This window comes from Micromonospora sp. NPDC049044 (genome assembly GCF_040649215.1).
In the GTDB taxonomy this organism is placed as follows: Bacteria; Actinomycetota; Actinomycetes; order Mycobacteriales; family Micromonosporaceae; genus Micromonospora.
The window spans coordinates 13,721-26,445 of record NZ_JBEZFA010000019.1 but is presented as its reverse complement, the minus strand read 5'-3'; the positions used below and the strand labels follow the sequence as shown (position 1 = coordinate 26,445).

Here is a 12,725-nt window from a genome sequence, read left to right as displayed (position 1 = left end):
CCCACCTCGGTGATCAGGAGGGCTGCGTCGTCCGGAGGCCGGAAACTGACCCGAACCTCCTGATCACCGGGTGGTGGTCGGTCGCCGGCCGGAGGTCAGGACGCGGCGAGGATGCGGGGCAGGGCCGCTACCGCGCGGTCGATGTCCGCGTCGTCGAGGCCGAGATGGGTGACCAGGCGGGCGGTGCGGGGGCCGAGCACCGAGACGAGGACACCCTCGGCCCGCGCGGCGGCGGCCAGGGCACGCGCGTCCAGGGCGTGCTTCGTCAGGTCCAGGGCGACCAGGTTGGTGCGGACCGTGGTGGCCAGCACGCCGAACGGCGCCACCGCCTCGGCCAGCCGGGCCGCCCGCGCGTGGTCGTCGGCCAGCCGATCGATGTGGTGCGCGAGAGCGTACCGGCCGGCGGCGGCGAGGATGCCGGCCTGCCGCATGCCGCCGCCCATCCGCTTACGGATCATCCGGGCCTGCGCGATCTTCTCCGCGCTGCCCACCACGAGCGAGCCGACCGGAGCGCCGAGGCCCTTGGAGAGACACACCGACAGCGTGTCGAAGAGCCGGCCGTACTCGATCAGGGGCACCCCGTCGGCGACGTGCGCGTGCCAGATCCGGGCGCCGTCGCAGTGCAACGCGACGCCCGCGTCGTCGGCGACTTCGCGCAGGTCCCGCAGAGTGGCCAGCGGGATCACCCCGCCACCACCGCGGTTGTGGGTCTGTTCGACGGCGATCGCCCGGGTGGGGACGGCGAAGTAGCCGTCCGGTCGGACCATCGCGGCCACCCGCTCCGGGTCGATGTCCGCGCCGACCGCGGGCCAGGTCCGCGAGGAGATGCCGCCGTACGCGGCAGCGGCGCCGATCTCGTAGGTGACCACGTGCGCGTCGGCGTCGCAGAGCAGCTCGTCGCCGGGCGACACCAGCAGTTGCAGGGCGATCTGGTTGGCCATCGACCCGCTCGGGGCGAACAGCGCCGCCTCGTGCCCGAACAGCGCGGCGACCTCGGCTTCCAGCGCGTTGACTGTCGGGTCCTCGCCGTAGACGTCGTCACCGACCTCGGCGGTGGCCATCGCCTCCCGCATTCCGGCGGTGGGTCGGGTCACCGTGTCGGACCGCAGGTCCACGAACAGCTCAGCCATTGTCATCCTTTCGACTGCCGGTCGCGGGTCTCGCAACCTCAGCCACGAAGCATCTCCGCCACGAGGAACGCCAACTCCAACGACTGCTGGGTGTTCAGTCGGGGGTCGCAGGCGGTCTCGTACCGGTCGGGCAGGTCGAGGTCCTCGATGCCCTGGGCACCGCCGAGGCACTCGGTGACGTCCTCGCCGGTCAACTCGACGTGCAGGCCACCGGGGTGGGTGTCCAGCCCCCGGTGCACCTCGAAGTAGCCGAGCACCTCGTCGACGATGCGGTCGAAGTGCCGGGTCTTGTAGCCGTTCGACGACTCGTGCGTGTTGCCGTGCATCGGGTCGCACTGCCAGACCACCTTCGCACCGGCGGCGGTGACCTTGGCGACGATCGGCGGCAGGGCGTCGCGGACCCGGTGGTTGCCCATCCGGCTGATCAGGGTGAGCCGGCCGGGGATGTTGTCCGGGTTGAGCTTCTCGCACAGCTCGATCGCCTCGTCCGGGGAGGTGGTCGGGCCGAGCTTGACGCCGATCGGGTTGGCGATCCGGGAGATGAAGTCGATGTGCGCGCCGGTGATCTGCCGGGTGCGCTCGCCGATCCAGAGGAAGTGCCCGGAGAGCCCGTACGCCCGGCGGTCGGAAACCCGGGTGAGCGCCCGGTCGTACTCCAGGGCGAGTGCCTCGTGGGAGCAGTAGAGCGTGACGGTCCGCAGCGCCTCGTCGTCGGTCATCCCGCAGGCCCGGATGAAGGCAAGCGCCCTGTCGATCTCCCGGGCGATCGCCTCGTAGCGCTCCCCCGCCGGGGAGGTCTTCACGAAGCCCTTGTTCCAGTCGTGCACGGCGTGCAGGTCGGCGAGCCCACCGGCGAGGTACGCCCGGAGCATGTTCATCGCCGCCGCCGAGTTGGCGTACGCCCGGATCATGCGCTGCGGGTCGGCGACCCGGGCGGCCGGGTCGGCCTCCAGCGAATTGATCATGTCGCCGCGGTAGGCGGGCAGGCCGCGTGCGTCGGTGGGCAGGGAGCGGGGCTTGGTGTACTGCCCGGCGACCCGGGCGACCTTGACCACCGGCAGCGACGCGCCGTAGGTGAGCACGATCGCCATCTGGAGCAGGGTGCGGGCGTTGGCCAGCAGGTGGCTCTCGGTGTTGTCGACGAACGTCTCCGCGCAGTCACCGCCCTGCAGCAGGAACGCCTTGCCCTCGCAGACCAGGGCGAGCTTCTGCCGGAGCTGGTCCACCTCGTAGGGCGCGACGACCGACGGCACGGTGTCGAGGACCTTGCAGACCGCCGCGACGGCCGCCGGGTCGGACCACGGCGGGATCTGTTCGCGGGGCAACTCCCGCCATCGGTCCAGACCGAGCGCGGCGTCCTCGGCGGAGTCGACAGTCGGTCGACTGGTCTGCAGGCCCGGGCTGCCCACCGCGGGATGGCTCAGCTGATGCCACTCATGGCGCATGACAGAAAGCGTACGGCGACGCTCGGAGTGCCCGGGCGGCGAGGGGGACGGTTCCGGCAGATGGGAGATCAACGCGCCGGACGCCGGTCAGGACGCGGGGGCGGGGGTGACTCCGTTCGGCGTCGGGTTGGCGGGCGGGTCACCGCCCGGCGACTCCCCGGCGATGCACCAGTCGCCGCCCTGTCGGGTCACCGTGAACACCAACGGCCGGGCGACTGTGCGTTTGCCGGCGGTGACCGAGACCGAGACGCTCACCTCCTGGCCGAGCGGACCGGACCGGATGTCGGTGATGGCCGCCTCGGGCACCTGGAAGTGATCGGCGAAGTCGCCGTTGGGGCCGGTGGCGGCCAGGTCGAAGCCGTCGTGCAGGAGGGCGCAGAGCTGACTCCGGCCGGCGGCGACGTCCTTCGCGGTCATCGCGTCGAGGTACGCCTGCACGCGCTCCCGGGAGCGGGCGGCGGCCTCCTCGGCGGGGGCCCGCTCGGGTTTGGCCGGCGGCTCGTCCTTGGCGTCGTCGCCGATCCCGCAGCCGACCAGGGCGACCGGCAGCAGCACCAGCCCGGCGGCGGTCGCCGCCAGCCTGCGGTGGGTCGGACGCATGACCACCTCCGTCGACTGTGAGATCGGGACCTGCCGAGCCGCGAGTCTGCCACATCGAGCCGACCGGACCCCAACGACGGCGGCCCGGTCGACGCTTGGCGTCGACCGGGCCGTCGGATCACGGACGGGGAGGGGCGGTGCGGGCCCCTCCCCGCCGGGTAGGTGGTGCGCCGGCCTCCGACTCAGCCGAGACCGCCCTTGATGGCGCCGATGAGCTCGCCGTTGCTGGTGTCACCGGAGAGCTCCCAGAAGAACGCGCCACCGAGGCCCTGGTTCTTCGCGTACGTCATCTTGCCGTTGATCGTCGACGGGGTGTCGTAGCTCCACCAGTTGCTGCCGCACTTGGCGTACGCGGTGCCGGCGACAGTGCCGGTGGCGGGGCAGGTGTTCTTGAGGACCTTGTAGTCCTCGATGCCCGCCTCGTAGGTGCCCGGTGCCGCGCCGGTGGCGCTGCCGCCCGGTGCGGCCTGGGTGACACCGGTCCAGCCCCGGCCGTAGAAGCCGATGCCGAGCAGCAGCTTGCTTGCCGGGACGCCCTTGCTCTTGAGCTTCTGGATCGCCGCGTCGGAGTTGAAGCCCTGCTGCGGGATGCCGGTGTACGAGGTGAGCGGGGAGTGCGGCGCCGTCGGGCCCTGGGCGTTGAACGCGCCGAAGTAGTCGTAGGTCATCGGCATCAGCCAGTTGAGGTTGCCGATGGCGCCGGCGTAGTCGGTGGCGTCGATCTTGCCGCCGTTGCTGCCGTCCGCCGTGATGGCGGCGGTGACCAGGGCGTTGGAGCCGAACTTCGAGCGCAGCGCGCCGATCACGTTCTTGAACGCGTTCGGGCCGCTGGTGTCGCAGCTCAGACCGCAGGCGTTCGGGTACTCCCAGTCGACGTCGATGCCGTCGAAGACGTCCGCCCAGCGCGGGTCCTCGACCAGGTTGTAGCAGCTCTCGGCGAACGCGGCCGGGTTCTGCGCGGCCTGGGTGAAGCCGCCGGACCAGGTCCAGCCGCCGAACGACCAGATCACCTTGAGGTGCGGGTTCAGCTGCTTGAGCTTGCGCAGCTGGTTGAAGCTGCCGCGCAGCGGCTGGTCCCAGGTGTCGGCGACGCCGTCCACGCTGTCCGCCGCGGTGTACGCCTTCTCGTAGTCGGCGTAGCTGTCACCGATGGTGCAGCGGCCACCCGTGGTGTTGCCGAAGGCGTACAGGATGTGGGTCAGCTTGGCGGCGGACCCGCTGGTCTGGATGTTCTTGACGTGGTAGTTGCGCCCGTAGACGCCCCACTCGGCGAAGTAGCCGACGACCTTCTTGCCGCCGGTGGTCGGCGGGGTGGTGGTCGGAGGTGGCGTGGTGGGTGGCGCGGTGGTGGGCGGGGCCGTGGTGGGCGGGGCCGTGGTCGGCGCGCTCGTGGTCGGCGGGCTGGTCGGGGTGCCGCCACCGCAGGGTGCGCCGTTGACAGTGCAGTTGAGCGGTGCCTTGTAGGCGCCGGTGCCGTTGTAACCCCAGCTGAACGAGGCACCCGGGGCGAGGCCACCGGCCCAGCTCTTCTTGACCGCGACGTAGTGGTTGCCGCTGCTTGTCACGTCGGCGTCCCAGGAGCTGCTGATGGTGGTGCCCGACGGCAGGTCGAACTCGATGCGCCAGGTGGCGACGGTGGCACTCGACCCGTTGGTGACCGTCACCTTCGTCTCGTGACCGGTCCCCCAGTCCTGTGCTCTGGTGAACGTGGTGGTGACACTGCCGGCGCCGAACGCGGTGGTCACCGGCACCGCCGCGACGGTCACGGCGACCACGGCACCGGCCCAGAGGGCCCGGCGGAGCGATCTTTTCATAAGGCGTCTCCCGAACTGTTAGGAAACTTTCCAAAGAGATGGTGAGACGGTACTCACCGTGTCATCACTTCGTCAAGATGCGCATGTTTCGATTTCTTGATCCGCGCAATGCACCCCGTCCGGGGGCCGCCCCTGACCCGAACCTCTTGATCAACATGCCGCGGACGGACCACCGCTCGTCGCCGGGAAGGGTCGCCTTCGCGGGAGGAGCCGGTCGGCGACGGGCGTGAGCGGTACGTTGGGCCGGACGGGCGGCGGCCCGGCACGTCCGCGCAGCCGATCGAGGCCGGGCAACCGGACATGACCGCCACCACTGTCGGAATGCGTCGTGGGTGGACGGAGTTGGGACCAGCATGACAACTGTGGGACTGATCGGCAGCGGCAACATCGGCGGCACGTTGGCCCGGCTGGCCGTGGACGCCGGCTACGACGTGGTGCTGAGCAACTCACGCGGCCCGGAGACGCTGAAGGACCTGGTCGACGAGCTGGGCGAGCACGCCAGCGCCGGCACGGCACAGGACGCGGCGCAGGTCGGTGACCTGGTGGTGGTCACCGTGCCGCTGAAGGCGTACCGCGCGGTGCCCGTGGAGCCGCTGGCCGGCAAGATCGTCATCGACACCAACAACTACTACCCGCAGCGCGACGGGGCCTTCCCGGAACTGGACTCGGGCGAGACCACAAGCAGCGAGCTGCTCCAGCGGCACCTGCCGGACTCCCGGGTCGTCAAGGTCTTCAACAACATCTACTTCAAGGGCCTGGCCGCGCTCTCCCGGCCGACCGGTGCCGCCGACCGCAGCGCCCTCGCGATCGCCGGCGACGACGCCGCCGCGAAGGCCGAGGTGACGGCCTTCCTGGACCGCATCGGCTACGACGCGGTGGATGTCGGCCCGCTCGCCGAGGGGTGGCGCTACCAGCCCGACACCCCGGCGTACGGCGTGCTCTACTCCGCCAGCCCGACCGACTGGGAGCACCCGGCACCGGGCGGCGCGGAGAAACTGCGCGCCGCGCTGGCCGCCGCGACCCGCTGAACATCCCCGCCGCCCTCCCCGCGACCACCTACCGGGTGGCCGTCCGGAGGGCGGCGGCGAGTTCCTCGTCGTAGCTCGCGATCGGTTGGCCGTCCGCGCCGTACGCGACGAGCCGACCCTGTGCCATGTTCGCCGAGCGGAACGAGAACGTGCGGCTGCCCGGGTACGCGTCGAGCAGCGGAATGGCCCGGGGCGCCCCGCCGGGCGCGGAATAGTACTCCAGCCGGGTCACCTGCGCGGCTACCACACCGTTGACCCGGACCTTGGTCTTCTCGGCGCGGGTGCCGAAGGTGACCGGCGCGTCGGTGCCGTAGGCGGCGCACTCGGCCGGGCCACGGCAGACGAAGAAGTAGCGCGGGTTGACCACGTCGTCGAGGGCGTACGCCTTGAAGGTGGGGTCCGCCCCGGCGGGCAACGGCTGCACGGCGAAGAACGCCAGCGCCACAGTGGCGGTGACGCCCACCCGCAACCAGCCCCGTCCGCCGGCCGGTCGGCGAGCGGTCCGGCTGGCGGCCACCGCCACACCGCCGAAGCCGACCAGGCACAGCAGGCCCACCCCGATCGCGCGGGCGTTCTCGAAGAGGAACTGCACGCCGGGCCGGGTCGACACCGGGCTGAGGACCGCACCCAACGAGACGACAGTGGCGGCGAGCAGCGCCACACCGGCGGCCCGCTGGGTGACACCCGACGCGCCGATCAGCAGCATCGCGGCGAGCACCGGCCAGACCTGGTGGTGGGTCCAGGACACCGGGGACGCGGCGACGGTGGCGCAACCGACGAGCACCGCCGCGTGCCCCGGGCGGCCACCCACGGTCAGCTGGCGAGCGCGCAGCAGCGCCGCCGCGCACACGAGCGCCACCAGGCCGGCCCAGAGCAGGGGCAGTGTCGTCTCGTCGACGCCGACGCGCAGCAACATCCCGTGCACCGACTGATTGCCAAGCGAGGCGAGATCGCCGATCCGCGAGGTCTGTCGCACGGCCTCGGTCCAGTACGTCCAGCTCTCGGCGGGCAACACCACAGCGGCGAGCCCCGCACAGGCCAGGAACGTCACCACCGCACGGCCGGCGTCGCGGTAGCGGCCGGTGACGAGGAAGTAGACAACGAACAGCAGCGGGGTCAGCTTGATCGCCGCGGCGACCCCCACCAGCATCCCGCGCAGCCGGGGCGGACCGACACCCACCCCGTCGAGCAGGGCCATCAGCACGATGAAGACGCTCACCTGACCGAAGCGCAGGTTGCTCTGCACCGGCGCGGAGAGCATCAGCACCGTGGCGGCCACCGCCACGACCAGCGGTCGGCGGGACGGCCGGGTGGTCAGCGCGACACCGACCGCCCCGGCGATGGCGACGACCGCCGCGCACGTCGCCACCAGCCAGATCCCCTGCAGTACGCCCTCACTCAGCACGGTGATCGGACCCAGCACGAGCGCGGCGAACGGCGGATACGTGAACGGCCCACCGTTGGCCGCCCGGAATTCGTACAGCGGGCGGCCAGCGTGCAGATCGGACAGTGCGCCGTAGTAGATGTGCAGGTCGGAGAGGCGGTCCGCGCGCCGCAGGACGAGCCCGCAGGACACCAGCGCGACGACGACGAAGACCGTCCACACCAGCGTCACCCGGCGATCCCGCATCGGTCGAGGATATGCGGGCACCATCGCCCGCGGTGACCCGTGGCGGTGGCAGCCGCTCTCGCGGGAACGGACCCGGCGTCCGCCGCTGCGCTCGCCGGCCGACACGTCGAGAAACATCTCGTCGGCAACTTGCCTCGCAGTCCCGCGCACGGGACCCTGTTCTCTGGGTTGCCGCCCGCTCACCAAACGTGCCTCCGGAGGCGACATGTTGACGCTCCGTACCGCCCCCCGCCGGCTCCTCGCCGGCTCCGGCGCTTTTCTCCTCAGCACCGCCCTCGTCGCCGGCACGCCGATGTCGGCTGGCGCCGCGACCGGCGCGGACACCGTCGGATACGTCCGGCTCGCCCACCTCTCCCCGGACACCCCGGCCGTCGACGTCTACCTGGCCGCGCCGAATGCCGCGAAACCGAGGGTCTTCCCCGGGGTCGGCTACGGCGTGGTCTCCGACTACCTCGAACTGGCGCCCGGCCGGTACGCGGTGGCCATGCGGGAGGCCGGCGCTCCGGCCAACGACCCGCCGGTGCTCACCACCGAGGTCGCGGTCACCAGCGGGGAGGCGTACACGGTGGCCGGTGTGGGCCGGCACGCGGACCTGGGTTTGCGGGTGCTCAACGACGACCTCAGCGCGCCCGCGCAGGGCCGGGCCAAGGTGCGGGTCGTGCAGGCTTCCGTGCGCACCCCCGTGCTGGACGTGGCCGCCGCGGACGGTCCGATGATCGCCGAGGACGTGCAGTTCGCCTCCACCACCGACTACGAACAGGTCGAGCCGGGCAGTTGGCGGCTGCGGCTGGCGGGTGCCGACGGGCCGAGCACCGACGCCGAGGTGCGGCTCACCGGCGGTGCGGTCTACTCGCTGCTGGTGCTCGACGCGAAGCAGGGCGGACTCACCGCCGAGCTGCGCCGCGACGCCGAGGGCGGCACCGTCGTTCCCGCCGGCGGGGTGGACACCGGCGCCGGCGGCACCGCGAGTGCCGGACTCGGCGCGTACCCCCTGGTGGCCGGTGGTCTTGCCGCGGCGGCCGTCGCGGTGACCCTGCTGCTGTGGCGCCGGCGGCGGCGCACCACCTGGTGAACCCCGGGCCGGACCCGTCGATCCGGCGGCACCGTGACCGCCGGATACCGCCGGCCGCGCTGGCCGCGGCCGGCGCGGCGGTCTGCCTGGCCGTCGGCGCCGGCGTCGGGCTGGCCGACGTCGATCCGCCGCCGCCGGTAACGACCTGGCACCCCGGCTGCACCGACGACTGCTCACCGACGGCCGTCGCGCCCGCGCCACACGGTCCACCCACGCGGGTACGCGTGCCGCGCATCGGTGTCGACTCCGCCCTCACCGTGCTCGGCCTGGACTCAGCAGGTGCGCTGATCCCGCCGGTCGACTTCGGCACCGCCGGCTGGTACGGCGGCGGCCCGGCCCCCGGCGACACCGGCCCGGCAGTGCTCGCCGGGCATCTGGACTCGCGGCACGGACCCGCGGTGTTCGCCCGGCTCGGCGAGCTACGCCCCGGCGACCGGGTCGAGGTGTGGCGCGGCGGGCAGCGGCTGCCGTTCCGGGTGACCGGCTCGCTGCGTACCCGCAAAGACCGTTTCCCGACGGCGGCGGTCTACGGGCCGACGCCCGGCGCGGAGCTGCGCCTGATCACCTGCGGGGGTGACTTCGATCGGCGGAGCGGGCACTACCGGGACAACATCGTGGTATTCGCGGTCACCGAGGCCGCCGGTGCGGGGTTGCCGGACTCCGCCGCCGGCTGACAGGCGCCCCGACGCCCGCCGCACGGCTTGATCAACTCGGTTTCCCAGAAGTCGCGGTGTCCGGCGGGCTCTGATACCGCGACTTGCAGGAGCCCGAGTGGATCGAGCGCTCAGCCGGGCCCCCACCGCGCCGACGCCAAGCGGCGGACGGCGTCAGACCGGCCGGCGGCGGCAGAGCGGCGGGTGGCGGCAGAGCGGCGGGTGGCGGCAGAGCGGGCGGCGGCGGCAGACCGGGGGCGGGCAGACCGGCCGGCGGCGGCAGAGCGGCGGGTGGCGTCAGAGCGGGCGGCGGCCGGCGAAGCCGCACTCGGCGCGGTGGTACCAGCGCACGTCGGAGTCGCCCTCCAGCCAGCACCAGAGCACGGCGCGGCCGGCGCGCTCGCCGGGAAAGTCGAGCAGGACCGGGGCGATGCCCTTGACCTGGATGTCGTGTTGGTGCAGCTCGTCGACGATGGCGTGCAGTCGAGCTTCGAGCCCCTTGACCTCGGCCCGCCCGCCGAGCGCGCTGACCCCGTGGTCGGCCAGGTCGACGCGCAGCTCAGCCAGGTCGGCCCGGACCCGGATCAACTCGTCGACGCGCGGCTGGAGGGTGGCCACCAGGTGCCGGGCCTGGGCAAGTGTGAACACCGGGCAAGTATGCGGCACACCCGGCCCCGCGACGCACCCCGACGGCCACCCACGCGGAATGCGGCCAATCACCCCGGCCCGGCGACCGGAGTCAGTCGGCCTGTGCCGCCAGCTCCCGGGCGCGATCCCGGGCGGCCTCCAGCGCGGCCAGCAGCGCCGCCCGTACGCCGTGCTTCTCCAACTCGCGGATCGCGGAGATGGTGGTGCCGGCCGGCGAGGTGACCGCCTCGCGCAACTTGACCGGGTGCTCCCCGGAATCCCGCAGCATCACGGCGGCACCGATGGCGGTCTGCACGATCAGCTCGTGGGCCACCTGTCGGGGCAGGCCGAGCAGGATTCCCGCGTCGATCATTGCCTCGACCAGCAGGTAGAAGTAGGCCGGTCCGGAGCCGGAGAGCGCCGTGACCGCGTCCTGCTGCGACTCGGGCACCCTGATCGTCCGGCCGAGGGGCTTGAACATCTCCTCGGCCAACGCCAGGTGGGCCCCGGTGGCGTACGCGCCCGCCGAGATCGCCGTCATGGCCTCGTCGACGACCGCCGGGGTGTTGGTCATCACCCGGACCACCGGGGTGCCCTCGGGCAGCCGGCGGTTGAAGAAGCTGCTGGTCAGGCCGGCACAGAGCGAGATGACGAGTTTGTCGGCCGGCACCTTGGGGCCGATCTCGTCGAGCAGCGCGGCGGCGTCCTGCGGCTTCACCGAGATCGCGAGCACCGCCGCCTCGTCCACCGCTGTCAGATTGTCGACGACCCGTACCCCGTAGCGGGCGGTCAGTTCCTCGGCGCGGGCCGGCCGGCGGGCGGTGGCCAGCAGCCGGTCCACCGGCCATCCCGAGCGCAGCAGCCCGGAGAGCATCAGCTCGCCGATCTTGCCCGCGCCAATGACCGCGACAGTGTGCATCCCGGCGGACATGTCGGCCCGTACCCCCTCGCGTCTGGTTCGTGGCACGGCGGACCCGCCGGCCCGCCGTGCCACCAACCGTCGATCAGCTGCCGAAGAAGACCTCGGCCTCGGCGTACCGCTCCAGCGGCACGGTCTTCAGCTCGCGGGTGGCCTCGACCAGCGGCACCCGGACGATGTCGGTGCTCTGCATCGCGACCATCTTGCCCCAGTCGCCGTCGTTCACCGCGTCGATGGCCTGCAGGCCCAGGCGGGTGGCGAGCACCCGGTCGAAGGCGGTCGGGGTGCCACCGCGCTGGATGTGGCCCAGCACCACGGTGCGGGCCTCCTTGCCGGTCTTGGCCTCCAGCTGCTCGGCGAGCCACTGGCCGATGCCGCCGAGGCGGACGTGGCCGAACGAGTCCAGCTCCTGGTTGGCGAGGACCATCTGGCCGTCCAGCGGCTGGGCGCCCTCGGCGACCACGACGATCGGGGCGTACTGGTGCTGGAAGCGCTTCTCGACGTAGCCGGCCACCTGGTCGACGTCGAACTGCCGCTCGGGCAGCAGGATCACGTTGGCGCCGCCGGCCAGGCCGGCGTGCAGGGCGATCCAGCCCGCGTGCCGGCCCATCACCTCGACGACCAGGGTGCGGTGGTGGCTCTCCGCGGTTGTGTGCAGCCGGTCGATGGCCTCCATCGCGATGTTGACAGCGGTGTCGAAGCCGAAGGTGTAGTCGGTGGCGCCGAGGTCGTTGTCGATCGTCTTCGGCACGCCGACCACGTGCACGCCCAGCTCGTAGAGCTTGGTGGCCACGCCGAGGGTGTCCTCGCCGCCGATCGCGATCAGGGCGTCGACGCCCTGGCTGGCCAGGTTGTCCTTGATCCGCTCGACGCCGTTCTCGATCTTGAACGGGTTGGTCCGGGACGAACCGAGGATGGTGCCGCCACGGGGCAGGATGCCACGGACGTCCGCGATGCCCAGGGGACGGGACAGACCCTCGAGCGGGCCCTTCCAACCGTCCCGGAAGCCCACGAACTCGTGACCGTAGGTGGCGACGCCCTTGCGGACCACCGCCCGGATGACCGCGTTGAGACCGGGGCAGTCGCCGCCGCCGGTGAGCACGCCGATACGCATGATCCGCTCATCCTCCTGGAGCATCAGGTAAAGCCCGAATTGCCCCAGGATATGTGTCAGATCAGACCATCGGCGCCGTTGCCGGCCCGGGGCGGGCCGTCACTGCGCACTGTAGTCGGCCCGCCGGTGCGACGACAGCGCGCCCCGGGTCGACGGGCCGACCAGCGCTGCTCAGAACGTCACCTCGCGGTTCTCGCCGCCCTCCGGCGGCCGGCCGGTGACGGCGGCCTTCGCGTAGCCGAGCAGGTTGACCACGGCACTGCTGGCCGAGTCCCAGTACTCGGCGGAGCTGGCGTGCACCTTGATCAAGGTGAGGCCCGGGGTGTCCAGCCCATCAGGAAACCATGCCTTGAGCAGCGGGTTCCACAACCGCTCGGCCCGCGCCCGGTCGAACCCCTCGGTGGCGGTGCCGGAGATCGACACCCAGGCGTTGTGCTTCTGGTCGGAGAAGGCGACGTTGACCTCCGGGTTGACCCGGAGCTGGCGGACCTTGGCCGAGTCGGCGTTGGCGAAGAACCACAGCTCGCCGTCGAACTCGGCCTCCTGGAGCCCCATCGGCCGGCTCACCTGCCGCCCGTCCAGCGCGGTCGTGGTGAGCATGCAGATGCGCGCGGCCCGGGCCAGCTCGGTGACCCGGGCCCGAGCGTCGGCGGCGCTTGTCGGCTGGTTGCTCATTGCACTCTCCCTCGGATC

The 12,725-nt window shown here is 72.1% G+C and carries 11 protein-coding genes and 1 pseudogene; 3 read left to right on the top strand and 9 right to left on the bottom strand.

What is annotated here, in order from left to right:
* Positions 1–95 precede the first annotated feature (95 nt).
* The 4 genes from AB0B85_RS17575 to AB0B85_RS17560 form a co-directional block, all read right to left on the bottom strand.
* Positions 96–1,130 carry a GntG family PLP-dependent aldolase gene (locus AB0B85_RS17575; protein WP_357408399.1) on the bottom strand — a complete coding sequence of 345 codons (1,035 nt, stop codon included), beginning with the start codon at positions 1,128–1,130 and terminating at the stop codon, positions 96–98.
* Between the two features lie 38 nt (positions 1,131–1,168).
* Positions 1,169–2,575, bottom strand: a complete 1,407-nt coding sequence (locus tag AB0B85_RS17570) for a class II 3-deoxy-7-phosphoheptulonate synthase (RefSeq protein ID WP_357408397.1) — start codon at positions 2,573–2,575, stop codon at positions 1,169–1,171.
* Positions 2,576–2,662: 87 nt separating this feature from the next.
* Positions 2,663–3,175 (bottom strand): nuclear transport factor 2 family protein, encoded by a 513-nt coding sequence (locus AB0B85_RS17565; RefSeq protein ID WP_357408395.1) that lies wholly within the window; start codon positions 3,173–3,175, stop codon positions 2,663–2,665.
* 182 nt (positions 3,176–3,357) lie between these two features.
* Positions 3,358–4,989 (bottom strand): glycosyl hydrolase family 18 protein, encoded by a 1,632-nt coding sequence (locus tag AB0B85_RS17560; RefSeq protein ID WP_357408393.1) that lies wholly within the window; start codon positions 4,987–4,989, stop codon positions 3,358–3,360.
* A gap of 266 nt (positions 4,990–5,255) precedes the next feature.
* Between AB0B85_RS17560 and AB0B85_RS17555 the strand changes: the two are divergent.
* A pseudogene (locus tag AB0B85_RS17555) lies at positions 5,256–6,017 on the top strand (NADPH-dependent F420 reductase); the annotation flags it as partial.
* A gap of 28 nt (positions 6,018–6,045) precedes the next feature.
* Here the strand turns inward: AB0B85_RS17555 and AB0B85_RS17550 are convergent.
* Positions 6,046–7,647 carry a glycosyltransferase 87 family protein gene (locus AB0B85_RS17550; protein WP_357408391.1) on the bottom strand — a complete coding sequence of 534 codons (1,602 nt, stop codon included), beginning with the start codon at positions 7,645–7,647 and terminating at the stop codon, positions 6,046–6,048.
* Between the two features lie 205 nt (positions 7,648–7,852).
* On the opposite strand from AB0B85_RS17550, the gene AB0B85_RS17545 reads away from it, so the two are divergent.
* Both AB0B85_RS17545 and AB0B85_RS17540 read left to right on the top strand, forming a co-directional pair.
* Positions 7,853–8,719 carry a DUF4397 domain-containing protein gene (locus AB0B85_RS17545; protein WP_357408389.1) on the top strand — a complete coding sequence of 289 codons (867 nt, stop codon included), beginning with the start codon at positions 7,853–7,855 and terminating at the stop codon, positions 8,717–8,719.
* The gene (locus tag AB0B85_RS17540) at positions 8,689–9,393 is read left to right on the top strand and encodes a class F sortase (RefSeq protein WP_357408387.1); all 705 of its coding nucleotides are present in this window, start codon (positions 8,689–8,691) and stop codon (positions 9,391–9,393) included. Before AB0B85_RS17545 ends, AB0B85_RS17540 begins: the two co-directional genes overlap by 31 nt.
* Positions 9,394–9,669: 276 nt before the next feature.
* Here the strand turns inward: AB0B85_RS17540 and AB0B85_RS17535 are convergent, their stop codons facing one another.
* The 4 genes from AB0B85_RS17535 to AB0B85_RS17520 form a co-directional block, all read right to left on the bottom strand.
* Positions 9,670–10,020, bottom strand: a complete 351-nt coding sequence (locus tag AB0B85_RS17535) for a DUF2203 domain-containing protein (RefSeq protein WP_357408385.1) — start codon at positions 10,018–10,020, stop codon at positions 9,670–9,672.
* A gap of 91 nt (positions 10,021–10,111) precedes the next feature.
* On the bottom strand, positions 10,112–10,930 hold the full coding sequence (gene proC / locus AB0B85_RS17530; RefSeq protein WP_357408571.1) for a pyrroline-5-carboxylate reductase: 819 nt from the start codon (positions 10,928–10,930) through the stop codon (positions 10,112–10,114).
* A gap of 73 nt (positions 10,931–11,003) precedes the next feature.
* Positions 11,004–12,032, bottom strand: coding sequence for a 6-phosphofructokinase (locus AB0B85_RS17525; RefSeq protein WP_357408568.1), 1,029 nt, complete (start codon positions 12,030–12,032; stop codon positions 11,004–11,006).
* Positions 12,033–12,203: 171 nt separating this feature from the next.
* Positions 12,204–12,707 carry a pyridoxamine 5'-phosphate oxidase family protein gene (locus AB0B85_RS17520; RefSeq protein ID WP_357408383.1) on the bottom strand — a complete coding sequence of 168 codons (504 nt, stop codon included), beginning with the start codon at positions 12,705–12,707 and terminating at the stop codon, positions 12,204–12,206.
* Between the last annotated feature and the right edge of the window lie 18 nt (positions 12,708–12,725).

Bases quoted from the DNA above. Each gene is read 5' to 3' on its own strand.
- AB0B85_RS17545 (WP_357408389.1), top strand. From the start codon at position 7,853: ATGTTGACGCTCCGTACCGCCCCCCGCCGGCTCCTCGCCGGCTCCGGC.
- AB0B85_RS17525 (WP_357408568.1), bottom strand. From the start codon at position 12,032: ATGCGTATCGGCGTGCTCACCGGCGGCGGCGACTGCCCCGGTCTCAAC.
- AB0B85_RS17550 (WP_357408391.1), bottom strand. From the start codon at position 7,647: ATGCGGGATCGCCGGGTGACGCTGGTGTGGACGGTCTTCGTCGTCGTC.
- AB0B85_RS17575 (WP_357408399.1), bottom strand. From the start codon at position 1,130: ATGGCTGAGCTGTTCGTGGACCTGCGGTCCGACACGGTGACCCGACCC.
- AB0B85_RS17570 (WP_357408397.1), bottom strand. From the start codon at position 2,575: ATGCGCCATGAGTGGCATCAGCTGAGCCATCCCGCGGTGGGCAGCCCG.
- AB0B85_RS17560 (WP_357408393.1), bottom strand. From the start codon at position 4,989: ATGAAAAGATCGCTCCGCCGGGCCCTCTGGGCCGGTGCCGTGGTCGCC.
- proC (WP_357408571.1), bottom strand. From the start codon at position 10,930: ATGTCCGCCGGGATGCACACTGTCGCGGTCATTGGCGCGGGCAAGATC.
- AB0B85_RS17520 (WP_357408383.1), bottom strand. From the start codon at position 12,707: ATGAGCAACCAGCCGACAAGCGCCGCCGACGCTCGGGCCCGGGTCACC.
- AB0B85_RS17565 (WP_357408395.1), bottom strand. From the start codon at position 3,175: ATGCGTCCGACCCACCGCAGGCTGGCGGCGACCGCCGCCGGGCTGGTG.